22 protein-coding genes are annotated in these 24,626 nt (G+C 68.3%); 10 read left to right on the top strand and 12 right to left on the bottom strand.

Annotated elements, in window-relative coordinates:
• Nucleotides 1–63: 63 nt before the first annotated feature.
• Complete coding sequence (locus tag AACH00_RS16585) at nucleotides 64–1,644, top strand: MFS transporter (RefSeq protein WP_341400291.1); 1,581 nt, start codon at nucleotides 64–66, stop codon at nucleotides 1,642–1,644.
• Here the strand turns inward: AACH00_RS16585 and AACH00_RS16590 are convergent.
• Nucleotides 1,610–2,620, bottom strand: a complete 1,011-nt coding sequence (locus tag AACH00_RS16590; RefSeq protein ID WP_341400292.1) for a LysR family transcriptional regulator — start codon at nucleotides 2,618–2,620, stop codon at nucleotides 1,610–1,612. The genes AACH00_RS16585 and AACH00_RS16590 overlap by 35 nt on opposite strands.
• 125 nt (nucleotides 2,621–2,745) lie before the next feature.
• Between AACH00_RS16590 and AACH00_RS16595 the strand changes: the two genes are divergently transcribed.
• Genes AACH00_RS16595 through AACH00_RS16620 form a run of 6 tightly spaced genes read left to right on the top strand, consistent with a single transcriptional unit; the run spans nucleotide 2,746 to nucleotide 9,110 of the window.
• Nucleotides 2,746–3,774, top strand: a complete 1,029-nt coding sequence (locus AACH00_RS16595) for a 3-hydroxyacyl-CoA dehydrogenase family protein (RefSeq protein WP_341400293.1) — start codon at nucleotides 2,746–2,748, stop codon at nucleotides 3,772–3,774.
• Nucleotides 3,771–4,613 (top strand): beta-keto acid cleavage family enzyme, encoded by an 843-nt coding sequence (locus tag AACH00_RS16600; protein ID WP_341400294.1) that lies wholly within the window; start codon nucleotides 3,771–3,773, stop codon nucleotides 4,611–4,613. Before AACH00_RS16595 ends, AACH00_RS16600 begins: the two co-directional genes overlap by 4 nt.
• Before the next feature lie 50 nt (nucleotides 4,614–4,663).
• Complete coding sequence (locus AACH00_RS16605) at nucleotides 4,664–5,653, top strand: Bug family tripartite tricarboxylate transporter substrate binding protein (RefSeq protein WP_341400295.1); 990 nt, start codon at nucleotides 4,664–4,666, stop codon at nucleotides 5,651–5,653.
• A 38-nt stretch (nucleotides 5,654–5,691) separates the two neighbouring features.
• Complete coding sequence (locus tag AACH00_RS16610) at nucleotides 5,692–7,317, top strand: gamma-glutamyltransferase family protein (RefSeq protein WP_341400296.1); 1,626 nt, start codon at nucleotides 5,692–5,694, stop codon at nucleotides 7,315–7,317.
• A 60-nt stretch (nucleotides 7,318–7,377) separates the two neighbouring features.
• A complete protein-coding gene (locus AACH00_RS16615; RefSeq protein WP_341400297.1) occupies nucleotides 7,378–8,298 on the top strand; it encodes a DMT family transporter in 921 nt (306 codons plus the stop codon).
• Nucleotides 8,299–8,321: 23 nt separating this feature from the next.
• Nucleotides 8,322–9,110 (top strand): SDR family oxidoreductase, encoded by a 789-nt coding sequence (locus AACH00_RS16620; RefSeq protein ID WP_341400298.1) that lies wholly within the window; start codon nucleotides 8,322–8,324, stop codon nucleotides 9,108–9,110.
• A gap of 26 nt (nucleotides 9,111–9,136) precedes the next feature.
• Here the strand turns inward: AACH00_RS16620 and AACH00_RS16625 are convergent, their stop codons facing one another.
• Together AACH00_RS16625 and AACH00_RS16630 are read right to left on the bottom strand one after the other, a co-directional pair.
• Nucleotides 9,137–9,913: a GGDEF domain-containing protein gene (locus AACH00_RS16625; RefSeq protein WP_341400299.1), complete on the bottom strand. Its 777-nt coding sequence runs from the start codon at nucleotides 9,911–9,913 to the stop codon at nucleotides 9,137–9,139.
• A 52-nt stretch (nucleotides 9,914–9,965) separates the two neighbouring features.
• On the bottom strand, nucleotides 9,966–10,877 hold the full coding sequence (locus tag AACH00_RS16630) for a DMT family transporter (protein WP_341400300.1): 912 nt from the start codon (nucleotides 10,875–10,877) through the stop codon (nucleotides 9,966–9,968).
• Nucleotides 10,878–10,983: 106 nt separating this feature from the next.
• Here AACH00_RS16630 and AACH00_RS16635 point away from each other — a divergent pair, with 106 nt between their 5' ends.
• Entirely contained in the window at nucleotides 10,984–11,976 is a 993-nt protein-coding gene (locus AACH00_RS16635; RefSeq protein WP_341400301.1) for a quinone oxidoreductase family protein, read from the top strand.
• 18 nt (nucleotides 11,977–11,994) lie between these two features.
• On the opposite strand, the gene AACH00_RS16640 is transcribed toward AACH00_RS16635, so the two are convergent.
• The 5 genes from AACH00_RS16640 to AACH00_RS16660 form a co-directional block, all read right to left on the bottom strand.
• Entirely contained in the window at nucleotides 11,995–12,582 is a 588-nt protein-coding gene (locus AACH00_RS16640) for an LURP-one-related/scramblase family protein (protein WP_341400302.1), read from the bottom strand.
• A gap of 22 nt (nucleotides 12,583–12,604) precedes the next feature.
• A complete protein-coding gene (locus AACH00_RS16645) occupies nucleotides 12,605–13,570 on the bottom strand; it encodes a cation diffusion facilitator family transporter (RefSeq protein ID WP_341400303.1) in 966 nt (321 codons plus the stop codon).
• A gap of 43 nt (nucleotides 13,571–13,613) precedes the next feature.
• The gene (locus tag AACH00_RS16650; protein ID WP_341400304.1) at nucleotides 13,614–13,928 is read right to left on the bottom strand and encodes a GNAT family N-acetyltransferase; all 315 of its coding nucleotides are present in this window, start codon (nucleotides 13,926–13,928) and stop codon (nucleotides 13,614–13,616) included.
• Between the two features lie 3 nt (nucleotides 13,929–13,931).
• Nucleotides 13,932–16,094: a prolyl oligopeptidase family serine peptidase gene (locus AACH00_RS16655; protein WP_341400305.1), complete on the bottom strand. Its 2,163-nt coding sequence runs from the start codon at nucleotides 16,092–16,094 to the stop codon at nucleotides 13,932–13,934.
• A gap of 136 nt (nucleotides 16,095–16,230) precedes the next feature.
• On the bottom strand, nucleotides 16,231–16,797 hold the full coding sequence (locus AACH00_RS16660) for a YaeQ family protein (protein ID WP_341400306.1): 567 nt from the start codon (nucleotides 16,795–16,797) through the stop codon (nucleotides 16,231–16,233).
• Nucleotides 16,798–16,933: 136 nt separating this feature from the next.
• On the opposite strand from AACH00_RS16660, the gene AACH00_RS16665 reads away from it, so the two are divergent.
• Entirely contained in the window at nucleotides 16,934–17,953 is a 1,020-nt protein-coding gene (locus AACH00_RS16665) for a hypothetical protein (protein WP_341400307.1), read from the top strand.
• Between the two features lie 21 nt (nucleotides 17,954–17,974).
• Here AACH00_RS16665 and AACH00_RS16670 read toward each other — a convergent pair whose 3' ends face one another.
• Together AACH00_RS16670 and AACH00_RS16675 are read right to left on the bottom strand one after the other, a co-directional pair.
• Nucleotides 17,975–18,178 (bottom strand): hypothetical protein, encoded by a 204-nt coding sequence (locus AACH00_RS16670; protein WP_341400308.1) that lies wholly within the window; start codon nucleotides 18,176–18,178, stop codon nucleotides 17,975–17,977.
• Between the two features lie 162 nt (nucleotides 18,179–18,340).
• On the bottom strand, nucleotides 18,341–19,423 hold the full coding sequence (locus tag AACH00_RS16675; RefSeq protein ID WP_423221954.1) for an oxidoreductase: 1,083 nt from the start codon (nucleotides 19,421–19,423) through the stop codon (nucleotides 18,341–18,343).
• A gap of 146 nt (nucleotides 19,424–19,569) precedes the next feature.
• Between AACH00_RS16675 and AACH00_RS16680 the strand changes: the two genes are divergently transcribed.
• Nucleotides 19,570–21,645, top strand: coding sequence for a M3 family metallopeptidase (locus AACH00_RS16680; protein ID WP_341400310.1), 2,076 nt, complete (start codon nucleotides 19,570–19,572; stop codon nucleotides 21,643–21,645).
• On the opposite strand, the gene AACH00_RS16685 is transcribed toward AACH00_RS16680, so the two are convergent.
• Both AACH00_RS16685 and AACH00_RS16690 read right to left on the bottom strand, forming a co-directional pair.
• Nucleotides 21,558–23,276, bottom strand: a complete 1,719-nt coding sequence (locus AACH00_RS16685; RefSeq protein ID WP_341400311.1) for a DEAD/DEAH box helicase — start codon at nucleotides 23,274–23,276, stop codon at nucleotides 21,558–21,560. The genes AACH00_RS16680 and AACH00_RS16685 overlap by 88 nt on opposite strands.
• A gap of 399 nt (nucleotides 23,277–23,675) precedes the next feature.
• Entirely contained in the window at nucleotides 23,676–24,617 is a 942-nt protein-coding gene (locus AACH00_RS16690; RefSeq protein ID WP_341400312.1) for a phosphotransferase enzyme family protein, read from the bottom strand.
• Between the last annotated feature and the right edge of the window lie 9 nt (nucleotides 24,618–24,626).

A 24,626-nucleotide genomic window follows, 5' to 3' on the forward strand; every position in this document is an offset into this window, starting at 1 on the left:
CTCGCAAACCATGCCCCGCCCCTGTGCGGGGCTTTTTTGTTTTGAAGTGGCCCTGTTGTACCGATGAGTGATTCCGCACTGGCACCGTTCGAGGTGAAGGTCTTCCGCATGTTGTGGCTGGCCTGGCTGGCCGCCAACGTCACGATGTGGATGAACGACGTGGCGGCTGCCTGGCTGATGACCACGCTGACCACCAGCACCACGATGGTGGCACTGGTGCAGGCGGCGTCCACGCTGCCGGTCTTCCTGCTGGGCCTGCCCAGCGGTGCGCTGGCCGACATCCTCGACCGCCGCCGCTACTTCGCCAGCACGCAGCTGTGGGTGGCGCTCAATGCGCTGGTGCTGGCGGCGGTGTCGCTGGCCGATGCCATGACGGCGCCGCTGCTCTTGCTGCTCACCTTCACCAACGGCATCGGCCTGGCGCTGCGCTGGCCGGTGTTCGCAGCCATCGTGCCGGACATCGTGCCGCGCGAACACCTGTCGGGCGCGCTGGCCCTCAACGGCGTGGCGATGAACCTGTCGCGCATCGTCGGCCCTGTGGTGGCCGGGGCGGTGCTGGCCAGCGTGGGTGAGGTGTGGGTTTTCGTGCTGAACGCGGCGCTGTCGCTGATAGCCTTCGTCACCATCCTGCGCTGGCGTTCGCAGCAGAAGAAGCAGAGTGCCTTGCCCGGCGAGCGCTTCGTTGGTGCGATGCGGGTGGGCTTGCAGCATGTGTGGCAATCACCACCGCTGCGGCTGATTCTGGTGCGGGTGTTCCTGTTCTTCCTGCAGACCGCCGGCCTGCTGGCGCTGCTGCCCTTGATCGCCCGCGATCTGGGCGGCGGTGCCCACCTCTTCACCGGCTTGCTGGCCGCGCAGGGCCTGGGCGCCATCATCGCCGTGATGCTGTTTCCGAAATGGCGCGCCCGCTACAGCAATTGGCAGTTCGTGCAGGCCGGCCCGCTGGCCCATGCCACGGCCACTGTGGTGGTGGCCTTCGCGCCGCATCCGGCGGTGGCCTGGGTGGCGATGGTGGTGGCCGGCATGGCCTGGATCTCGACCGCGAACACCCTGACCGTGGCTGCCCAGATGAGCTTGCCCGGCTGGGTGCGCGCACGCGGCATGTCGATCTACCAGATGGGTTTGATGGGCGGCACGGCGGCCGGTGCTGCGCTGTGGGGCCAGGTGGCGGGCCACGGCAGCATCCGCATGGCCATGTTGAGCTCGGTGGTGTTTGGCTTGGTGGTTCTGCTGGTGCTGCGGCGCTGGCCGATGACCCAGCTCGCGCCCGACACCACGCCAGCGCTGCCCGCAGGCGGCGCGCCCGAGCCGGCCATTCCGGTGGGGCCTGATGAGGGCCCGGTGATGGTGACAGTGGAGTACCTGATCGACCCGGCCCGCGCAGCGGCGTTTGGGGAGGTGATGCAGCTCACCCGGCAGGCCCGCCTGCGGCAGGGTGCGCTTTCATGGGGCTTGTTCCGTGATGCGGCGGTGCCCGGCCGCTACATCGAGTACTTCCTCGACGAAACCTGGATCGAGCACAAGCGCCGGCTGGAGCGCTTCACCGCCGCCGACATCGGCCTGCGTGATCAGCGTCTGGCCTTCCACACCGGGCCCACGCAGCCGGTGGTCACGCGCTACGTGGCCGACCACCCGATCGACTGACCCGCGGGGTTGCGGGCTTTGGGGGGTGTTTCGCGGGCTGCTTGTTCGGCTGAACCGCTTGCTGCAGCGCCGCCTGAAGTGCGGTCACCACCGTTTGCGCGGCCAGTGACAGCGTCTGGCCCTGCCGCGTCACCAGGCCGATTGGCCGGGGCATGTCGGGCGTGGTGAGGCGGCGCAGCACCACCTGGGCATTGCGCGCCACCAGTGCGGCCAGCTCCGGCAGCGCCGCCACGCCCAGGCCGGCAGCCACCATCGCGTTCAATGTGGCCAGGTGCTCCACTTCCCAGCGCGGCTCGAAGCGCTGCCCCACCTTGAGGAAAGCCGCTTCTGCGTATTGACGCACGCTGGTATTGGCGGGCATCGACACGTGCGGCAACTCGCCGATGTCGGCCCAGCGCAGCGGCGGCAGCGCTTGCGTGGCCTTGGCGCCGCCCAGCGCCAAGGGGTGCGCGGCGGGCAGCAGCAGCACGAAGTGGTCTTGGGCCAGCGTGGTGTAACGCAGATCGGCGTAGGCCGGGTTGGCGGCGGTGAGCGCGAAATCAACCTGGCCCGCGCGGACCAGGTCAAACGCGGCGTCTGAGAGGCTGTCGATCAGGTCGAGCCGCAGGCCGGGGTGCTGGGCCGTCAGCCGCGCGAACACCGCCGGCACCACCGAGGCCGCCAGCGAGGGCAGGGCGGCCATGCGCACCCGGCCGTCGCGCAACTCCACCACGTCGCGCACCGCAGCTGCGGCCACTTCGGCCTGGCGGCAGATCAGCTCGGCCTGCGCCAGAAAGGCCACCCCGGCGGCGGTGAGCGACACGGCGCGCGTGCTGCGGTCGAACAGGCGGGCGCCGAGGCTGCTTTCCAGCCGGGTGATCAGGGCCGTCACGGCGGGCTGCGACAGATGCACCCGCTCGGCCGTGCGCCGGAAGTTCAGCGTCTCGGCCAGCACCCGCATCACCTGCAATTCACGCAGCGTCCAATTGATCGTCATGGGTGATCAATTTATATCAAATCGTGAATGGACGAATCAATCAGCGCTGCCTAGACTGCCTTCCAAACAAGTAGCCGGCCATGCCTGATGTGCCGGCGGAGACAACGCAAGAGCAAGGCGCGTGGATGAGCAACTGGACAAGCAACCCGCTGGGCATGCCGGCGGTGGTGGTGGGCGGCGGCACCATGGGCGCCGATGTGGCCGTGGTGCTGGCGCGTGGCGGCTGCCACGTCACGGTGGTGGAGCCCCACACCGAGCGGCATGAACGCCTGGTGGCGCACGGTCTGGCCGAGCTGGCTGCAGCCGGCGTCATCACCGCGCCGAGCTTGGCCTGTGTGGCCAGCCTCGACGACGTGGACTGGGCCGATGTGGGCCTGGTGGTCGAGTGCATCACCGAGCGGCTGGCCGACAAGCAGGCGTTGTTCGCCCGTCTCGACAAGCTGGCCCCGCCGGGCGCCGTGCTCACCAGCAACAGCTCGGGCATTCCCATCAGCCGCATCTGCCAGGGCTTGCCGGGCCGTGCCCGCATGCTGGGCCTGCACTTCTTCATGCCGGCCCACCTGGTGCCGCTGGTGGAAGTGGTGATGGGCGAGGCCAGTGACCCCGCTGCCGCCCGCGCGGTGTTTGACCTGATGCGCGCCTGCGGCAGCGTGCCGGTGATGGTGCGCAAGGACCTGCCGGGCTTCCTGGCCAACCGCCTGCAGCACGCGCTTGCTCGCGAGGCCTTTGCGCTGATCGACCAGGGCGTGGCCAGCGCTGACGACGTGGACGCCGCCGTGCGCTTCGGCTTCGGTTTCCGCTTCCTGGCGGCCGGCCCGGTGCTGCAGCGTGACCATGCCGGGCTGGACGTGCACTGCGCTGCCGCGTCCACCATCTACCCGTCGTTGAACAACAGCGCAGAGCCGGCACAGGTGCTGCAAGCGGCGGTGGCCGCCGGGCGTGTCGGCATGAAGGCCGGTGCCGGCTTTCACGATTGGCCTGACGCCACCCGGGCGACCGAGCGTGCGCGCTACGACAGCCTGCTGCGCGCGGGCCTGGCCTTGCTGTCGCCCGAATTGCCGCGCGCTGCCGGGGTGGGCCCATCGCCCGCGCCCGCTCCAGTTTTTTCCTCTGACACCGCAACCCCAGGCCCAGCGCCTGCCCCCCAGCCATGACCTCAACAGAAACAGCCGTGCCGATGCTCATCACGGCGGCCCCCAACGGGGCCTACAAGCAGGCCGCTGACCACGCCGCCGTGCCGCTGACGGCCGCTGCACTGGCCAGCACCGCCAAGGCCTGCATGGATGCGGGCGCGGCCATGCTGCACCTGCATGTGCGTGACGCCCAGGGCCGCCACAGCCTGGACGTGGCCACCTACCGCGAAGCGCTCGCGGCCGTGCGTGCGGCCGTGGGCAGCGAGATGGTGCTGCAGGTGACCAGCGAGGCCGCCAAGGTCTACCAGGCCCCGGCGCAGATGGCCATGGTGCGAGAGCTGCGCCCCGAGGCCGTGTCTGTGGGCCTGCGCGAGCTGGACCAGCCCGACATCGGCGACGCCGGCCTGGCCAGCTTCTTCGGCTGGCTGGCGGCCGAACGTGTCATGACCCAGGTGATCTTGTACGACGCGGCTGACCTGCTGCGCTGGCAAGCCCTGCGCCGCGCCGGCGTGGTGCCTGACGCACCGTGGAGCCTGCTGTTCGTGCTGGGCCGCTACAGCGTGGGCCAGCGCTCGTCGCCGTCTGATTTGCTGCCCTTCGTGGGCGCGCACACGGGCGCTGAGCCCTGGTCGATGTGTGCCTTCGGCCCGACCGAACACGCCTGTGCCGTGGCCGCTGCTGCGCTGGGTGGCCATGTGCGGGTGGGCTTCGAGAACAACCTGTTCCTGAAGGACGGCAGCCTGGCGCCACACAACGCCGCGCTGGTGGCACAAGCGGCCGATGCCGCTGCCTGCCTGGGCCGCCCGCTGGCCACCGCAGACCAGCTCCGCGCCGCGCATGCGCTGGGGTACTCGAACTGACAAGCACGGGCTGCGATCAGCCCAAGTCAAGACAACACGAAGGAGACACCATGAATCGATTCAACCGCCGCGCCCTGATGCTGGCCACCGTGGGCGCCGGCCTCGCCCTGAGCGCACACACCGCCCTGGCCCAGTCGGCCTGGCCGAATGGCCCAATCCGCTTTGTCGTGCCTTACCCGCCGGGTGGCCCGACCGACCTGATGGCCCGCCTGCTGCAGCCTGAACTGCAAACCCGCCTCGGCGTCCCGGTGGTCATCGACAACAAGGGCGGCGCGGGCGGCAACCTGGGCAGCGCCGAAGTGGCGCGGCAGGCACCGGCCGACGGCCAGACCATGCTGCTGGCCGCCAGCGGCCCGATGGCCGTGAACGCCAGCCTGTTCAAGCGCATGCCCTTCAACGCGCTGACGGAGTTGGAGCCGGTGGTGCAGCTGTCGTCCTTCCCGCTGGTGCTGGAAGTGCATCCGTCCACCGGCATCAAGACGCTGAAAGACTTCATCACGCAGGTGAAGGCCCAGTCCGAGAAGTACCCGTATGCCTCGGCCGGCAACGGCACGCCGCAGCACCTGGCCGGCGAGATCTTCGGCAAGGCGGTGGGCGTGCGGATGTCACATGTGCCGTACCGCGGCGCCGGCCCGGCCCTGAATGACGTGGTGGGCGGGCAGGTGCCGGTGATGTTCGACATCCTCGGCAGCTCGCTCCAGCACATCCAGGCCGGCACGCTCACGCCGCTGGCCGTCACGTCGGCCACCCGGTCGCCTGCCTTGCCCAAGGTGCCCACCTTTGCCGAAGCCGGTCTGGCTGGCTTCGAGCTGACGGCTTGGCACGGCATTGCGGTGCGCAGCGGCACGCCGGCGCCCGTGGTGCAGAAGCTCAACGCCACCTTCCTCGCCATTTTCAAGGACCCCGCGTTCCGCAAGAAGTGGGAAGCCCTGGGCACGCCGGTGGTGGCTGGCACGCCCGAGCAGTTCGGCGCCTTGATCCGCACCGAGTCGGTTCGGCTGGGTCGCGTGGTGCGCGAGTCTGGCGCCACGGTCGACTGAGGCCGGCATCAACGACCGGCCGCTGGCATCATCCCCGCATGACTCAACCCTTCTCCGCGGCTGCGCCGTACGCTTCGCACCGCTTGCCGGTGTATGCCCGCAATGTGGTGTCCACCTCGCACCCGCTGGCATCGCAGGTGGGCCTGCGCATGCTGCAGGCCGGTGGCAATGCGGTGGATGCGGCAATTGCCACGGCGGCTGCGATGACGGTGCTGGAGCCGGTCAGCAATGGCCTGGGCTCGGATGCCTTCTGCTTGGTGTGGGACGGCCAGCAGCTGCACGGCCTGAACGCCTCGGGCCGCGCGCCAGGAGCGTGGACACCGGACTACTTCCGCCGCCGACATGGCGACGATGCACGCACCCCGCCGCAGCGCGGCTGGGACGCCGTCACGGTGCCCGGTGCGGTGTCTGGCTGGGTGGCGCTGCATGCGCGCTTCGGCCGCCTGCCGTTTGAAGACCTGATGGCGCCGGCGGCCGAGATCGCCGAGCGCGGCTACGCCGTGCCAGTGGTGGTGCAGCAGAAGTGGCAGGCGGCCTCCACCGTGGCCGCCTTGACGGCCCAGCCCGGTTTTGCAGAGACTTTCCTGCCGCACGGCCGTGCCCCGCAGGTCGGTGAGCGTTTCGTGATGGCAGGTGCCGCCCGCGCCCTGCGTGCCATCGGTCGCAGTGGCGGGGAGGCCTTCTACACCGGCGAGATCGCCGACGCGCTGGTGGCGGCCGCCGCAGCCCAGGGCGGCGCGCTCAACATGGCCGACATGGCGGCCTGCGCGCCCGAGTGGGTCACGCCCATCGGCATGGATTACGCCGGCCACACGCTGCACGAAATTCCGCCGAACGGGCAGGGCATTGCTGCGTTGATGGCGCTGGGCATCTTGCGCCACCACGACACCGCCCGCCTGGGCGTGGACAGCGCCGAGCGCCACCACCTGCAGATCGAGGCGATGAAACTGGCCTTTGCCGATGTGTACCGCTTCGTGGCTGAGCCCGCCAGCATGGCGATCACGGCCGAGCAGTTGCTGTCGCCCGACTACCTGGCGCAGCGCGCGAAGCTGATCGACCCGCGCCGCGCGCAGGATTTCGGCGCCGGCAACCCAGTCAAAGGCGGCACCATCTACCTCACGGCGGCTGACGAGCAGGGAATGATGGTCAGCTTCATCCAGAGCAACTACATGGGCTTCGGCTCGGGCGTGGTGCTGCCGGAATGGGGCCTGAGCCTGCAGAACCGCGGGCATGGCTTCAGCCTGGACGCCGCCAGCGCCAATGTGGTGGCGCCGGGCAAGCGGCCGTTCCACACCATCATCCCGGCCTTCCTGAGCAAGGGCGGCGCACCGGTGATGAGCTTCGGCGTGATGGGCGCCAACATGCAACCGCAGGGCCATGTGCAAACCCTCACCCGCATGCTGGACCACGGACAGAACCCGCAGACCGCCTGTGATGCGCCGCGCTGGCGCTACAACCAGGGCTTGTCGCTGAACGTGGAAGCCACGATGCCTGCAGCCACCGTGCAGACGCTCGCGGGCCTGGGCCACCAGATCGAGGTGATCCAGGACAGCTACCAGGATTTCGGCGCCGGCCAGTTCATCTGGCGCCTGGGCGATCCGGCGGTGGAGGGCTACATCGCTGCGAGTGACCCACGCCGTGACGGGGCCGCTGCCGGCTGGTGAGGCGGCCTCCATCGCCGCCTCGTAAACTCCAGCGATGGATTTGAATTTCTGCTGCCCGCGATGAGTGGCCACACCCACAAGTCGGCGCTGGGCGCGATGCCGCTCGCCCAGGTCTGGCCCGGTTTGCTGCTGGCGGCTGCCGGCTCGATCGCGTTTTCAGGCAAGGCCATTCTGGCCAAGCTGATGTACCGGCATGGCGTGGACGCCGTCACGGTGGTGGCCTGGCGCATGCTGCTGGCGCTGCCCTTGTTCGCGGCCCTGGCCTGGTGGGCCAGCCGGGGCAAGCCGGCGCTCACGCGCAAGGATTGGGCGGTGGTGCTGGGCCTGGGGTTCAGCGGTTACTACCTGGCCAGCATGCTCGACTTCTACGGCCTGATGTACATCTCGGCCAGCCTGGAGCGGCTGATTCTGTACCTCGGCCCGACCATCGTCATGGCCTTGTCGGTGTTCGTGCTCAAGCGGCATGTGAGCGCACGCCAGTGGCTGGCTGCGGCCGTGAGCTACAGCGGCGTGATGATCGTCTTTGGCCATGAGTTGTCGGTGCAGGGTGACCATGTCTTGCTGGGCGCGGGCCTGGTGTTCGGCAGCGCGGTGAGCTATTCGGTGTACCTGCTGGCCAGCGGCGAGGTGGTGCAGCGCATGGGCTCGCTGCGCCTCACCGGGCTGGCCAGCACGGCGGCCTGCGTGCTGTGCCTGCTGCACTTCGCCGTCGTCAAGCCGCTGGGCGCCATCCACGTGCCCGAGCCGGTGATGTGGCTCAGCCTGCTCAATGCCACGGCCTGCACCGTGGCCCCGGTGCTGATGGTGATGATGGCCATCGAGCGCATCGGCTCGGCCTTGTCGGCGCAGATCGGCATGATCGGCCCGCTCTCCACCATCAGCATGGGCGTGCTCTTGCTCAACGAGCCCTTCACCCCGCTGTTGCTGGTGGGCACGGGCCTGGTGCTCACGGGTGTCTGGCTGCTGACGCGCTGGCGCTGAATTCAACTCCTCAGGAGCAGAACATGGACATGGGAATTGGTGGCCGCTGGGCCTTGGTGTGCGCGGCCAGCAAGGGCCTGGGCAAGGGCTGCGCTGCAGCCTTGGTGGCCGAAGGCGTGAACGTGGTCATCACGGCCCGGGGCGAGGCTGCATTGGCCACCACTGCGGCCGAGCTGCGCGCACTGAACCCCGCGGTGGAAGTGCGCACCGTGGCCGGCGACATCACCACGCCGGAAGGCCGTGCCGCTGCGCTCGCGGCCTGCCCGCAGGTCGACATCCTGATCAACAACGCCGGTGGCCCGCCGCCGGGTGATTTCCGGGACTGGGACCGCGACATCTGGCTGGCTGCCATCGATGCCAACATGCTCACGCCCATCGAGCTGATCAAGGCGACGGTGGATGGCATGGCGGCGCGGGGCTTCGGCCGCATCGTCAACATCACCTCCGGGGCGGTGAAGGCACCGATCGACATCCTGGGTTTGAGCAACGGGGCGCGCTCGGGCCTGACGGGTTTCGTGGCGGGCCTGTCGCGGCAGCCGCAACTGGCTGGCGCCAACGTCACCATCAACAACCTGCTGCCCGGTGCGTTTGATACCGAGCGCCTGCAGAAGACGCTGGCGGGCGCGGCGGCCAAGACCGGCAAGCCGCTGGACGCGGTGACCGATGCGCGGCGCCAAGGTGTGCCGGCACGTCGCTTCGGGCAGGCGGACGAGTTTGGTGCGACCTGCGCCTTCCTGTGCAGCCGCCATGCCGGCTACATCACCGGGCAGAACATCCTGATCGACGGGGGCGCTTTTCCGGGCGCGTTTTGACCCGGCGCGTTCTGACCGGGCTGGCTTCAGCCCTGGTGAATCTGGTTGCGGCCCGCGGTGGCCGCCTTGCCCAGCGCTTCATCGGCACGGCCGATGGCCGCATCCAGCGTTTCGGTCGGCGTCAGCCGCACCAGCCCGCCTGAGCAGGTGAGCGTCAGGCCCGGTGCCAGATCGGCCAGGGGCAGTGTGGCCAGGGCGCCGCGCAGGCGGTTCAAGGCCACCTCGGCTTCGGCCGGCAATGAAGCCGGGAAGACGAGCAGGAATTCATCGCCGCCGATGCGGCCGAGGAAATCGCTGTTGCGCAGGGCGGCCTGTGCGGCCTTGGCAAAACGCTTGAGCACTTCATCGCCGACGCGCTCGCCGTGCTGCGCGTTGATCTTGCCCATGTGGTCGATGTCGAGCAGCGCCAGGCACAGCGGTGAGCCGCTGCGGCGGGTCTGTGCGGCATGCTGCTCCAGCAACTCCATCAGCTGGCGCTTGTTCCACACGTCGGTGAGTTCATCCCGGGTGGCGAGGCTGTCGATGCGCTCGCGGGCTGATTCGAGCCGCGCCGCGTAGTCGGCGACCTGGCCGTGCAGCAGGTCGATGTGCCGCACCAGGCCCAGGGCCAGTGCCACGCTCAGGGCCAGCCACACCATCACCAGCAACCACAGCCACGGGTTGGCCAGGCTGGCGATGATGGCGGTTGGAATTGCCAGGCCCAGCCAGGCCAGTGACCAGGTGCGCCACGCCACCGGTCGCGCGTCTGCCCCCGAGTTCAGCAGCGGGGTCTTCGACACGGCAGGAGTGGCAGGGGACGTCATGGGAACCTTATCGGCATACAGCCCGCTGACTGTAATCCGGAAGGGCCTGCGGTCAACGTCGGGATGACACGAGGATGCCGGCGACGATGAGCCCAAAAGCAGCCATGTGGAACCACTGCGGTGCGTCGCCCAGCATGGCCGCTGACAACATGGCCGCAAACACCGGCGTGAGGTTGCCGAAGAAGCCCGCCACGGCCGGCCCGACGGTAGCCACGCCGAGGCCCCAGCAGCGGTAGGCGATCAGCGAAGGGCCGACGGCCACGTAAAGCAGGATGGCTGGCACCCAGGGTGTCCAGTGCCATTCAGGCTGCGCGATGACGGCCTCCAAGCCCGCGCTGGCGCCGCACCAGACCAGGCCGAAGCTGGTCTGCACGAGCAGGAAGCCGGCCCAGTCCCAGGCCGGGCGCTGCGCACCCTGCATGTTGGCGGGCGGCTTGGCCAGCAGCCAGCTGTAGGCGGCCCAGCTGAGGATGGCGAGCAGCATCAGCAGATCGCCGGGCACGAAGTGCAGGTCCAGCAGGCGGGCGGGCTGGCCGCGCGCAATGACCAGCGCCACGCCCAGCAGCGACAGCACCGCGCCGGCCACGTCCTGCGCACGCGGCCGTACGCCATACACCAGCGCCCCGATGCCCAGCATCCACACCGGCGAGCTGGCGGCAATCAGCGTCACGTTCAGCGGCGTGGAGGTGTGCAGCGCCAGGTATTGCAAGGCGTTGTAGCTGCCCATGCCGAGCAGGCCCAGCAGGCTGAGGTAGCGCCAGCGGGCCTTCAGCGCGCCCCAGTCCGACAGCGCCGCCTTGCCCAGCGGGTACAGCAGCACGAAGGCCAGCGCCCAGCGCGCCATGTTCAAGGCCACCGGCGGCACGGCGCCCACGGCCAGCCGGCCGACGATGGCATTGCCGGCCCACAACAGCGGGGGCAGGGTGAGCAAAAAGGCAATGCGCGGCGTCAGGGACTGGTTCATGGTGCTGGCTTGAACGGGCGGCGGCAGCGGGTATCCCGCGATGCACAAGGCCACCCCATCGCTGGCACGATACATGACCTGATCCAACCCCATCCGGAGTACCTGCATGACCCTCACCAGCCGCACCGTCCAGATCGCCGCCTTTGGTGGCCCGGAGCAACTTCACCTGGTGGAGCTGCCGGTGGGAGAGCCCGGCCCCGGCGAGGTGCGGATCCGCCATCACGCGGTGGGCCTGAACTTCATCGACGTGTACCAGCGCACGGGCCTGTACCCGAACGCGCTGCCCTTGTCGCTGGGCATGGAAGGCGCCGGCGTGATCGAAGCCGTGGGTGAGGGCGTGGCTCACCTGGCCGTGGGCGACCGCGCCGCTTATGCCAGCAACCCGCCCGGCAGCTACTGTGAGCGCCGCGTGATGCCGGCCAAGTGCGTGGTGAAGCTGCCCGACGCCATCAGCTTCGACGAAGGCGCCGCGATGATGCTCAAGGGCCTGACGGTGCAGTACCTGCTGCGCCGCACCCAGCCGCAGGGCGGCTTGAAGGCCGGTGATTTCGTGCTGTTCCATGCCGCAGCCGGTGGCGTGGGCCTGATCGCCTGCCAGTGGGCGCGTGCCATGGGCCTGCAACTCATCGGCACGGCCGGCAGCGATGAAAAGTGCGCGCTGGCCAGCGAGATGGGCGCCAGCCACACCATCAACTACCGCACCGAAGATTTCGTGGCGCGGGTGAAGGAGATCACCGGCGGCGTGGGCGTGAAGGCGGTCTATGACTCGGTCGGCGCCGACACCTTCATGAAGTCGCTCGACTGCCTGCAGCCCTTCGGCTTGATCGCCACCTACGGCAACGCCTCGGGCAAGGTGCCGCCGCTGGACATCGGCGTGCTGGCCGCCAAGGGCAGCCTGTATGTGAGCCGCCCCACGCTGTTCACCCACATCGCCACCCGCGAGCGTACGCAGGAGATGGCCGACGACCTGTTCGGCATGGTCACCTCGGGCATGGTGAAGATCCGCATCGACCAGCGTTACCCGCTGGCCGAGGTGGCCCAGGCCCACCGCGACCTGGAAGCGCGAAACACCACCGGCTGCAGCATCCTCACGCTGTGAGCCGGCGGTGCAGGGTGCTCATTCCTTGAGCACCATGTCGATGCAGAGCACGGCGGCCACGATGAGCAGCCGTGTCGGGTCATTCGCCGGCACGTCGGGCTGGATGCTCAGCATGTAGTTGTCGGCGCTTGTGAACAGCTCCTTGCCCAGGCCGGCCCACTGCTTGGACACCAGCGCCAGCTCGCGCTCTCCGCGCAGGAAGCGGAACTCCCAGCTCGTCCACTTGCCCTGCAGGGTGCACAGTTCCTGGCCGCTCGGCGAGAGCACATCGAACTTGCCGCCGATGGAGAGCAGCCGCTGCCTGAAGTGGCCGACGACCTGGTCGCGCTCGTCCAGCACATCGACCGTCGAGCGCAGCAGCGAGACGCCGCGCTTCACCCGCAGCACCGGCTGGCCTTCGGGCGTGGTCAGGCGCACATCGAACGGCGTCATGCGCTTGTAGTCGGTGAAGCGCAGCAGCTTGGTGAAGAAGCCCAGCTCGGGCTCGCGGCAGTGCAGCACCGTGGCGCCGGTGCGCGGATCGAGGATGTCGAAATTGCTGGCAGCCTTGAACAGGCCGACATGTTCACGAACGAGGAACTGGTTGTTCTGCAGGAGTGGGTGCATGTGGGTGATGCGCGGGGGTTGATCAGGCCTGGGCGCCAGCGGGCGGCGCCGGGGTGGCGTGGTCGCGGTCAGGCCGGCGGAAGGGGTCGACGTGGGTCATCAGGTTGATGACGCGGTGGCGTTGCAGCACGCGCTGGCGGGCTTCCACGGCGATGTCGTGGCCAGCCTCCACGGTGAGTTGCGCGTCCACCTCCAGGTGCACGTCGACCACGATCATGTCGCCCATCTTGCGGGTGCGCAGGTCATGCACACCCAGGATGCCGGGGCTGCCGGCCAGCGTGCTGCGAATGGCCTGCACCTCTTCGTCGTCCACCGCGCGGTCCATCAGGTCATGCAGCGCGTCCCAGCCGAACTCCCAGCCCATGCGGGCCACCATGAAGCCGACGATGAGCGCGGCGATGGGGTCGAGGATGGGGTAGCCGGCCAGGTTGCCGATGATGCCCAGGCCCACCACCAGCGATGACGCGGCGTCCGACCGGGCATGCCAGGCGTTCGCCACCAACATGCTCGACTTGACGCGCTTGGCCACCGCCAGCATGTAGCGGAACAGCAGTTCCTTGGCGACCAGCGCGCCGGCCGCCACCCACAGTGCGGTGACGTGCACGATGGGCACGCTGTCGGGGTTCTCGAGCTTCAGGAAGGCCGACCACAGCATGCCGCCACCCACGGCCAGCAGCAGCGCGCCCAGCACCAGCGACGCAGCGTTTTCATAACGCTGGTGGCCGTAGGGGTGGTCTTCGTCGGCGTCTTTCTGGCTGTGGTGGCTGGCCAGCAGCACCACGAAGTCAGAGATGAGGTCGGACAGCGAATGGATGCCGTCGGCCACCAGGGCCTGCGACTTGGTGAGCAGGCCGACGCTGATCTGCAGGGCCGTCAGCAGCACGTTCACCACCACACTCACCCAGGTGCTGCGGCGGCCGGCGGCGGTGCGTTCGGCGGCGGAGTGGAGGCTGTGCTCCGGATCGTCGGAGAGGTTCTCGAAAGGCATGGCCGGCAGCTTATCGCATGCGCCTGAGCGGCCGCTTAGGCGTTCAGGGGGCCAGAAGGTCCTGCGTCTCGGGGTGGCGGCGCATGTAGACCGCCACGTAGCTGCATTGGGGCTGCACCTTCAGGCCCTGGGCACGGGCCCAGTCGAGCGCCGCCTTCACCAGCGCAGCGGCGATGCCGCGCCCACCCAGCGCCGCAGGGACGCCGGTGTGGGTGAGCCACATCACGCCGCCCTGCAGGCGGTAGTCACACTCGCAGGCCAGCCCGTCCACCACCGCACCAAAGCGCCCTGCGGCGGGGTCGTGGGTGATGGTCAGCGCTGCAGTAGGCGCTGCGCTGAGCGGGTTGGCCTCAGGCATCGATCAGCCCTTCACCTTCAGACCCAGTTGCTGGGCGAAGAAGGCGAATTCCAGCGCCTGGCGGTCAGCGGCCTGCGAGTTGTCGGCAGCGGCGCCGTGGCCACCTTCGATGTTCTCGTAGTACAGCACCTCATGGCCCTGGGCGATCATCTTGGCGGCCATCTTGCGCGCGTGGCCCGGGTGCACCCGGTCGTCGCGCGTGGAGGTCACGAAGAAGATCTTCGGGTACTTCACGCCGGGCTTGACGTTCTGGTACGGGCTGTACTTCGAGATGTAGGCCCACTCGGCCGGCACATCGGGGTTGCCGTACTCGGCCATCCAGCTCGCACCAGCCAGCAGCAGGTGGTAGCGCTTCATGTCGAGCAGCGGCACCTGGCAGACCACGGCGTTGAACAGGTCCGGGCGCTGGGTGGTGATGGCGCCCATCAGCAGGCCGCCGTTCGAGCCACCCATGATGCCCAGGTGCTTCGGGCTGCTGATCTTGCGGGCGATCAGGTCTTCCGCCACGGCGATGAAGTCGTCGTAGCTGCGCTGCTTGTTGGCCTTGATGGCGGCCTGGTGCCAGCCGGGGCCGTATTCGCCACCGCCGCGGATGTTGGCCACCACCAGCACGCCGTTGTTGGCAAACCAGCCGGCGCCGTAGCCGGCCGAGTACCACGGGTTCATCGACACCTCGAAGCCACCGTAGCCGTACAGGATCGTCGGGTTGGTGCCGTCGAGCGGCGCACCCTTCGGACGCACCACAAAATAAGGCACGCGGGTGCCGTCCTTCGACTTGGCGAACTGCTGTTCCACCACCAGGCCGCTGGCATCGAAGAACGCCGGGCGTGACTTCAGCTTCTCCAGCGTAGCGCCGCCGGTGTTGCCCAGGTAGAGCGAATCCGGCGTGACGAAGTCGGTGTAGCTGACCGTGAAGGTTTCCGCCAGCGCGTCATTGGCCACCAGCGGGTCATGCCAGCTGGCGATCGACAGCGTGCCGGGGAAGGGCGCCGGGATGTCGCGCTTGACCCACTGGCCTGCCGCGTTCGGGCTCAGCGCCTCGGCACGGCCAGCCACGTTGTCCAGCACGTTCAGCAGCACATGGGTGCGGGTGGTGGTGTAGCCGGTGAGCGAGCGCGTGGCCGTGGGCGTGAACACGGCCTCGAAATTGCGCTCGCCGCGCAGGTAGGCCGCGGCGTTGGTCACCAGCAGCGAGCCACGTGGCCAGGTCTTGCCGGCCACGGTCCAGTCGCTGCGCAGGCTGATCAGCATGCGCTCGGCCCAGAAGTTCACGCGGGCGTCGATCGGCTTGTCCAGCGGCGTCAGCTTGCCGTTTTCCCAGAGGCCTTCCTCGCTGGTGTAGAAGTCGATCATGCGACCCAGCACCACGCGCTTGTGGCCGGGCGTGTGGTCAACCACGGCGGTGGCCACCATGTCGGTCTGGCGCACTTCATGGATCAGCGTCGATGCGCTCAGCGGCGTGCCCCGCTTCCACAGGCGGATGGTGCGGGCATAACCTGAGTCGGTCATCGAGCCCGGGCCGGTGTCGGTGGCCACCAGCAGCGTGTCGTCGTCCAGCCAGTCGAGGTCCGACTTGGCTTCCGGCAGCGCAAAGCCACCGGCCACGAACTGGCGGGTGCCCAGGTCAAATTCGCGGATCACCGAGGCATCAGCGCCGCCGCGTGACAGCGACACCAGGCAGCGGGTGGACGTACCACCGCGCAGATTGGCGCGTTGCCAGACCCAGTTTTCGCCTTCGGCCTTGGCCAGGGCGTCCAGATCGAGCAGCACGTCCCAGGTGGGTTGGGCCTTGCGGTATTCAGCCAGCGTCGTGCGGCGCCACAGGCCGCGCGGATGTTGCTGGTCACGCCAGAAGTTGTAGAGGAAGTCGCCCTGGCGGCTCACATACGGAATGCGCTCACGCGAGTCGAGAATTTCCTTGAAGCGCGTGCGGTTGCGCTGGAATTCGGGGCGGGCTTCCAGCACCGGGCGGCTGGCGGCGTTGCGCTCACGCACCCAGGCCAGCGGCTTGTCACCGGCCACGTCTTCGAGCCACAGATAGGGGTCGTCAGTGGCGGGGGCAGCGGCAGGGGTGGTTTGCGACATGGCGGCGGGCAGGAGGCTCGCGCCGGACAGCGCGGCAAAGCCGGCGCGCAGGACGCGGCGGCGCTGGGGGTTGCGGATCATGGGCAGAGGGCGGTCGCTTGTGGCGTTGAACAAGCCAGGCGGCGCGGGTGGCGCCCACCTGGGGACATTGGTGACCTGATGATAGGCCAGCCGCCGCCTCGCTCGCCTACGGAGAGGCCCTGTGCCCTGGTCAGCCTCAGCGCTTGGGGCGCTGGGTCATCAGGGGCTTGGGCTCGACCGCCACCGAGCGGTCTTTGTTGCCCACCCAGATCTGGCCTTCCTGCACCGTCACCTGCAACTGCATGCTGCGCTCGGCCAGCAGTGCCAGCTCCTTGCTCTGGTCGGTCGGCACTTGCCAGACTTCGAGGTTGGTCAGCCGCGTCAGCTTGTTCTCGATGCCTTGCCACCACACCGGCACGGCGCTGCTGAAGGCCCACAGCTTCACCACTTCGGCGCGGCTGCTGGCCTTGATCAGGCGGCGGTCGTCGGGCTGGCCGACTTCGATCCACTGCACCAGATCGCCGGTCAGGTCTTTCTGCCACAGATCGGGCGCATCGGGGTCAGACAGACCAGCGGTGAACTCCAGGTCGCCGCGCAGGTTGTCGGCCGGCACGCTGAGGGCAAAGGCCAGCAGGCGGATCATCATGCGCTCGTCGTTTTCGGACGGATGGCGGGCGATGGTCAGGGCGTGATCGGCGTACAAGCCGCGGTCCATGTCCGCAATTTGCAGATTGGCCTTGAAAACAGTGGATTTGAGCGCCATGGCGAAAGAAACAGTCCGGGTCAGCCGGCGCAAAGGCGCACCGGGCCCGGCAGTGTACGTGGGTGGCCTGTCACGGCCATGTCACGCCGCTGTCGCACAGTGCGCCGCAACCCCGAACCTTGCAGGATGTACGCCCATGTGGACCACGTCGATTCGCCTTCTCGCAGCCGCTGCTGCCTCCCTGGCCCTGGCCGGCTGCGCCACCGCACCGCAGGCTGCGGCACCGGGCAGCTTCAGTTTTGGCCTGTGGGGCGACATGCCCTATGCCAAGGCCGGTGACGCGCCGAAGATGCCGGCCCTGCTGGCCAGCATCAACGCCTCCGACATCGCCTTCTCGATCTACGACGGCGATATCAAGGACGGCAGCTCGCGTTGTGACGACAAGGTGTTTGACGACGCCCTGGGCATGTTCAACAGCCTGAAGCAGCCGGTGTTCTACGTGCCCGGCGACAACGAATGGACCGATTGCCACCGCCTGAACAACGGCGGCTTTGATGCGCTGGAGCGCCTGGGCTTCCTGCGCAAGAAGATGTACGCGCAGACCGGCTCGCTCGGCCAGCAACGCCTGCCGGCAGAAGCCCAGGGCAAGCCGGGCGAAGCGTATGTGGAGAACCAGCGCTTCGAGCGCGGCGGCGTGATGTTCGTGACGCTGAACATTCCAGGCAGCAACAACAACCTGGTGCTGTCAGCCGCGGAGTGCACCAACAAGAGTGCGCGCAAGCAGGCCCAGTGCGATGCCGGCAATGCCGAATTCCTGGCGCGCGACGAAGCCAATGTGCGCTGGCTGCAGGAGAGCTTTGCCAAGGCCCGTGCGGCGGGCCTGATCGGTGTAGTGGTGGTGTTCCAGGCCGACCCGGGGTTTGATTTGCCCGAGACCGAGTCTGTGGACGAGAGCCAGGCCGCGTCGGTCAGCGGCTACCGCAATTTCATGTCCGTGCTGGCGGCCGAGACGGTCAAGTACAAGGGCCAGGTGCTGATGGTGCACGGCGACACCCATTACTTCAAGCTCGACATGCCGCTGCATGCGCCGGGCAAGACCCTGGTCAACTTCACCCGGCTGCAAACCTTTGGCAGCCCCAGCATCCATTGGGTGCGGGTGGTGGTTGATCCGGCGAATCCGCGTGTCTTCAGCGTGCAGCCCGTGATGGTGCCCTGAGGCCGTTTTTTTGGTTCAGGCTCAGGCGCGTGCCGGGCGCTGGCCGGTGATCACCACCACCTGCGTCGGGCCTTGATCGGCCTGGTCGGCGATCACGCTGTTGAACTGCTGGTCAGCGACACCGTTGAGGCCGCCCATCAGGGCCATCGTCACGCCCAGTGCCAGGGCGGCAGCGGTGGAGCGGATGGTGTTGGAAGCGGTGTCGAAGCGGCTGGTGTTGGTCATGATGAACTCCTTGTGGGGGTGAGCGGGAAGCGGTTTGAACCTGCGATGAAATGAATTCTGCGCAGGTCCGGTCCGCGCCGCGACACCCTTGCGATGAAGCGCATGCCAGGCCGTCTGAACGGCGAAAAACGGCGATGAACGAAAGGGCCGCGGGGCCCGTCGTTACGGTCGCGGCCCGACTGGCAGCGCCTGCTGCAATGCCGCGCTCTGGCGCCCCAGGTCCATCAGCTGCATCACGCCGAGGGCCTCGGTGGCCGGCACCGGGTTCGGTGCGTCGCCCGTGAGGGTGGCCACGACGGCTGCGTAGTAATCGGGGTAGCGCCCCGGCAAGGTGGGCCAGGTCTGGGCGCGCAGGGCGTCGGGTTGCTGCGGGTCATCGGCCAGCAGCAATTCGCCCGGGTTCGGGTCCACGCCCCAGGCTTGCGGGTGGGCGGGGTCGGGCAGCAGGCCGGCTTTCAGGTGGTCTTCCTGGGCGTCCAGGCCCCATTTGCGATAGCCGCCGCGGGTGCCATGCAGCACGAAACGCGGGCCGGCGAAGGCTGCCAGCGCGCTGGCATGCAGGTCGACCCGCAAGCGCCTGGCGTAGCGCAATTGCAGGTGGGCGAAGTCATCGGCTTGCGCGCCGTCGCGCTGCGCGGCGATGTCGCCCTGGATGCCGGTCGGCCAGCCAAACAGCTGCACGGCCTGGTCCACCAGATGCGGCATCAGGTCGATGTAGAGACCGCCGCCCGGTCCGGCTGCCTCGCGCCAGCGGGCCCGCACCTGGGCGCGGAAACGGTCGAAGTGCATCACGGCATGGGTGATGCGGCCGAGTTGGCCGCTGGCCAGCAGGCCAGCCACGGTGAGGAAGTCACCGTCCCAGCGGCGGTTGTGAAACACGCTCAGCAGTTGCTGGCGCGCGGCAGCCAGCGCCACCACATCGGCGGCTTCGGCCGTGGTCAGCGCAAAGGGCTTGTCCACCACCACGGCCTTGCCGGCCTGCAGCGCGGCGGTGGCCAGCGGGGCGTGGGTGTGATTCGGCGTGGCGATCACCACCAGGTCGACATCCGGGCGGGCCACCACAGCCAGCGGGTCGGCATCAACGGCCACGTGGGCGCCCAGATCGGCCCGCACCTGCTCGGCCTGGCGGCTGGCCACGGCCTGAATGACCAGGCCTGGTGTGGTGCGCAGCAGTGGCGCGTGGAAGGTGCGGCCGGCAAAGCCGTAGCCCAGCAGGGCCGCGCGGACAGGGGGTGAAACTCGCATGGTCATCAGGGGAAAGCAGGGCGCGCCGACTGGGAGGGAGGTGGCATCATGCCAGCGCGACAGGTGAATTCCGGCGGCTGATCAGGCCGCCTCACTCACCTGGACACCTCCGCGACACCACGCCGACCTCTTAGCCAAGAATTGCCATGAGCGCATTGATTGCCAACCCCCTGTTGACCCCCTGGACAGCGCCTTTCGGCCTGCCGCCTTTCGACGCCGTGGAAGCGGCCCATTTCGTGCCGGCCTTCGAGGTCGCCATGGCCGAACAGCTGCAGGAGCTTTCCGTGATCGCCTCGAATGCCGAGGCGCCCACCTTCGACAACACCGTGGCGGCACTCGACCGCAGCGGCCAGCGCCTCTACCGCATCGAGGCCCTGTTCGGCAACCTGACGGCCTCGGCCACCTCCGCCGCGCTGCAGGCCGTGCAACGTGAACTGGCCGCGCCGATGGCCGCCCACGAGAGCGCCGTGCGCATGCACCCGGGCGTGTTCGCCAAGCTCGACGAGCTGCATGCGCGCCGTGACGCGCTGGGCCTGCTGCCCGAGCAGCAGCGCCTGCTGGAGCGCCTGCACACCGACGCCGTGCGCGCCGGTGCGCGCCTGGCCGCGGACCAGCAGCCGGTGTATGCCCAGTGGATGCAGGAGCTGGCCCAGCTGCAGACGCGCTTTGCGCAGAACGTGCTGGCCGATGAATCGGCCTACCAGCTGGTGCTGCATGACGAATCCGAGCTGGTCGGCCTGCCAGACTTCCTGCGTGCCGCGGCCCGCCAGGCGGCTGCCGAGCGTGGCCTTGAAGACGGCGCCCATGTCATCACCCTCAGCCGCTCATTGATCGAGCCCTTCCTGACCTTCAGCGACCGCCGCGACCTGCGCCAGCAGGCCTGGACGGCATGGTCGCTGCGGGGTGAGATGGGCGGCGAGACCGACAACCGCGACGTTGCCCGTCGCATCCTGCAACTGCGTCACCTGCAGGCCAAGGCCCACGGCTTCGCCAGCTACGCCGATTACGCGGTGTCTGACAGCATGGCCGGCACGCCGGCGGCGGTTTCGAAGCTGCTGACCGAGGTGTGGACGCGTGCGCTGCCGGCGGCTGAGCGCGAGCGCCAGGCGCTGATCGCGATGATGCGCACCCACGGTGTGGACGGCGAGCCCGAGGCCTGGGATTGGCGCTACTGGTCAGAGAAGGTGCGTGCGGCTCGGTACGACATTGACGAAGCCGAGGTGAAGCCGTACTTCAGCCTCGACCGCATGGTGGACGCGATGTTCGACTGCGCCCACCGGCTGTTCGGCGTGCGTTTCGAGCCCCGGCCCGAGATCGCGGCGTATCACGCCGATGTGCAGGTCTACGAGATGTTCAATGCCGAGGGTGTGAGCGCGGGCCTGTTCCTGCATGACAACTACGCCCGGCAGACCAAGCGCTCAGGCGCCTGGATGAGCGACTTCACCTACCAGTCTCGCAACCGCGGCGTGCTCAAGCCGGTCATCGTCAACAACAACAACTTCGCCAAGGGCGCACCGGGTGAGCCCACGCTGCTGTCGTTCGACGACGCGCGCACGCTGTTCCATGAGTTTGGCCACGGCTTGCACGGCCTGCTGTCGAACGTGACGTACCACCGTCTGTCGGGCACCCAGGTGCTGCGCGATTTTGTGGAGTTGCCGTCCCAGCTGTATGAGCACTGGCTGAGCCAGCCCGAGGTGCTGTCCAAGCATGCGCGGCACTGGAAGACGAATGAGCCGATCCCGGCGTCGCTGGTCGCACGCCTGCAGGCTGCCGACAAGTGGGGGCAGGGCTATGACACGGTGAGTTATTGCGGCAGTGCGCTGGTGGATCTGGAGATCCATGCACTGACCGATCCGGAGGGCCCGGCTGATCTGACCGCCTTCGAGGCGGCGGCGCTGGCGCGCCTGGGGATGCCGGCAGCGGTGGGCATGCGCCACCGACTACCGCATTTCCAGCACCTGTTCGCAGGCCCGAGCTATGCGTCGGGCTACTACGTCTACCTGTGGGCAGCGGTGCTGGATGCCGATGCGTTCAACGCGTTTGTTGAAGCAGGCAATCCGTTTGATGCGCAGGTGGCGCAGCGTCTGCTGCGCCACATCTACGCGGCGGGGGACTCGGTCGCCCCCCAGGACGCTTACACGTCCTTCCGTGGGCGCTTGCCGAAGCTCGGGCCGCTGCTGGCGAAGCGCGGCTTGGCCGAGGAAGGCTTGCCGGCAGAGTGAAAGCCACCCGGGCCGCGCGGTGCATGACCGTGCGGGCCGTCAGCGCGCTTCTCGAACGGGCCACGCTCGTTGCGGTCGCCGCCGAAACGCGGACGATCGCCGCCGAAGGACGGACGCTCGCCACCGAAGGACGGGCGGTCGCCGCCACCAAAACCGGGGCGGTCACCGCCACGGTCTTCGAAGCGAGGGCGATCGCCGCCGAAGCCACCACGGTCACCACCGAAGCTGCCGCGGTCCTGGAACTGCGGACGCTCATTGCGGTTGAACGACGGGCGGTCACCCCAAGGGCGATCGCCTTGCGGACGGTCGCCGCCGAACGAGCGCTCACGCTCGAACGGGCTGCCACCACGCGGCGGGCCGCTGCGGAAGTCGCGGTTGCCTTGGTAGCCACCGCCACCAAAACCACCCTTGCCGCGCGGAGCGCCACCACGCGGGGGGCGGGCGCCGAACATTTCAGGTGCCGGACGGCTCGGCTCGAGGCCGGCCACGGTGGCCACCGGAATGGCTTGCGTGGTGTAGTGCTGGATGCGGCGGATCATCGCCACGTCACGGCGCTCTGCCAGCGTCACGGCACGGCCCGAACGGCCAGCACGACCGGTACGGCCGATGCGGTGCACGTAGTCCTCGGCCTTCAGCGGCAGACCGTAGTTCACCACGTGGGTGATGGTCGGCACGTCGATGCCACGGGCAGCCACGTCGGTGGCCACCAGGATGCGCAGCTGGCGTGAACGCAGGTTCTGCAGCACGCGGTTGCGACGGCCTTGCGGCATGCCACCGTGCAGGGCAGCCACGGAATGGCCCATCTGCGCGAGGCGGTCGGCCAGGCGGTCAGCATCGATCTGGGTGCTGGTGAACACGACGGCTTGGTCCACGTCGCGGTCGGTCAGCAGGTGATCCAGCAGGGCGTGCTTGTGGTCGAGGTCATCGGCCCACATCAGTTGCTGCGTGATGTTCTCGTGCTTTTCGGTGTGGCCGGCGATCTCGATGCGCTCGACGTCGTCCTTCTGCAGGCGCTGGGCCAGGCGGCCGACTTCACCGGCGAAGGTGGCGCTGGCCATCAGGGTCTGGCGGTTGGCCGGCAGTTGCTCGGCGATGTGCTCGATGTCTTCGATGAAGCCCATGTCGAGCATGCGGTCAGCTTCGTCCAGCACCAGCATCTCGACGTTTTCCAGCACGGCCTTGCCGCTGCCGATGTGGTCGATCAGACGGCCAGGGGTGGCGATCAGGATGTCGAGCGGGCTGCGCAGGGCCTTCAGCTGTGCCGGGTAAGGCACGCCGCCGACGACGCTGGTCACCGACATGAAGGGCACGTTGCGGCCGTAGTTCGAGGCGGCCTTGGCGACCTGCATCGAGAGTTCACGGGTAGGCACCAGCACCAGGATGCGGGGGCCGCGCACTTCGCCCTTCTTGGGCTTGTTGGCGGGGTCCTGGCGAGCGGCCAGCACCTTCATCAGGGCGGGCAGCACGAAGGCGGCGGTCTTGCCGCTGCCGGTGTTCGAGCACACGCGCAGGTCGCGGCCGGCCAGTGCGGCGGGGATGGCGCGGGCTTGCACGTCGGTCGGGTTTTCATAGCCCGCGGATTGCAAAGCACGCACCAAAGCCTCGTCGAGGCCGAGAGATTCAAAAGTCATGATTTTTCCAATGGCGCCGCCCTGCCAAGACGTTCAGGCAGGTAAATCGCAGGGCACGCGCGGTGTGGCAAACATCGCCACCGACCGCACCTGTCAGTGCGCACAGACGGCGCCTGGTCAGGTCTTCAAGGGCTTGCCTTGGTGCACTGCAGCTTCAATGAGCTTCAGCCTTGTGGCAGCCATCAACCGGTAGAACAACCGGGGAGGTCAGAGGGGATGAACGAATCTGCGGCGAAACCGATGCCCGAACTTGCTTCGGGCGCAGATGTCATCGCAAGCCCACGATTATAGGTGAAACCCTGATTTCCCGCCAGTGTTTATTTCAGGCCCGTGACAAACCCACCTGAAAGCTCACCCCTGACGTGTTGCCGAAGGCGGCTTTTACCGGGCGTCAGCGCTTCAGTCGCGCCAACCGAGCCAGGCCAGGCGCGCTGCATGTCGCGTGCGGCGGGTCTCGTCGTTCAGGCCCAGGGCCCACATCCACGCACAGACAAACAGGGTGCGCGCGCGGATGCACAGCGCCAATGCGGCCAATTGGTCAGCGCTGCGCAGCGGCCCGGCCACCGATTCCCAGCCGGCCAGTGCAGCTTCTGACCAGGCTGCATGGGTGCCCAGCACCCGGGCGCCGGCCAGCAGGCAGGCGAGGTCCCAATGCACCGGCGCTCTGGTGGCGTCTTCCCAGTCCACCCACAGCGGGCCTGCGGAAGTGTTCAGCACATTGTTGAGGTGGGCGTCGCCATGCACCCATTGGCAGGGCAGGGCCAGCGTCTTCATCTGCTCGGCGCAGGCCAGTGCCTCCTCAGCCACAAAAGCACGCTGCGCAGCCGGGGCGCTGGCCTGCACCGTGGGCAGCAGCAGAAGCGCCTGCAGTTCATCAAACACCGCCCAGTCGGCTCCGGGCAAGGTGGCCAGCGCGGCGTCATCGTCGTGGTCGTGCAGCAGGCGGTGGATGTGAGCCAGGGCTTGGCCCGCCTCGTGTGCTGCTGGCTCCCCTGGGCTCACGGCGATGCACCGCCAGACGGTGGTGGTCCAGGTGCGGCCATCGGCTTGAAGTTGATGCGGGCCGGCTTGCTGGGCCGAGGCCGGCTGGCCCACGGCTGCGCCGCGCTGTGCCAGCCAGGCCGTCAAAGCCACCTCGCGCTGCGCGTGTTGCCCGTCGATGCGCAACACGGCCGTGCCGGTGCCTATGCGCGCGACCAGCGGCAGTGGCTCCAGCGCCACCGCCAAGTTTGAGGAATGCCCCAGCAGGTGAGGCGTCACCTCGGCTCCGACGTTCGCCCACGGTTGCGCCAGGCGCTGGCAGGCCTTCATCAATCCGGGGGTGAGTGCGGTGGAGTGCATCGGGTGCAG

It is taken from the genome of Ideonella margarita, from assembly GCF_038066635.1.
GTDB lineage: Bacteria > Pseudomonadota > Gammaproteobacteria > Burkholderiales > Burkholderiaceae_C > Ideonella > Ideonella margarita.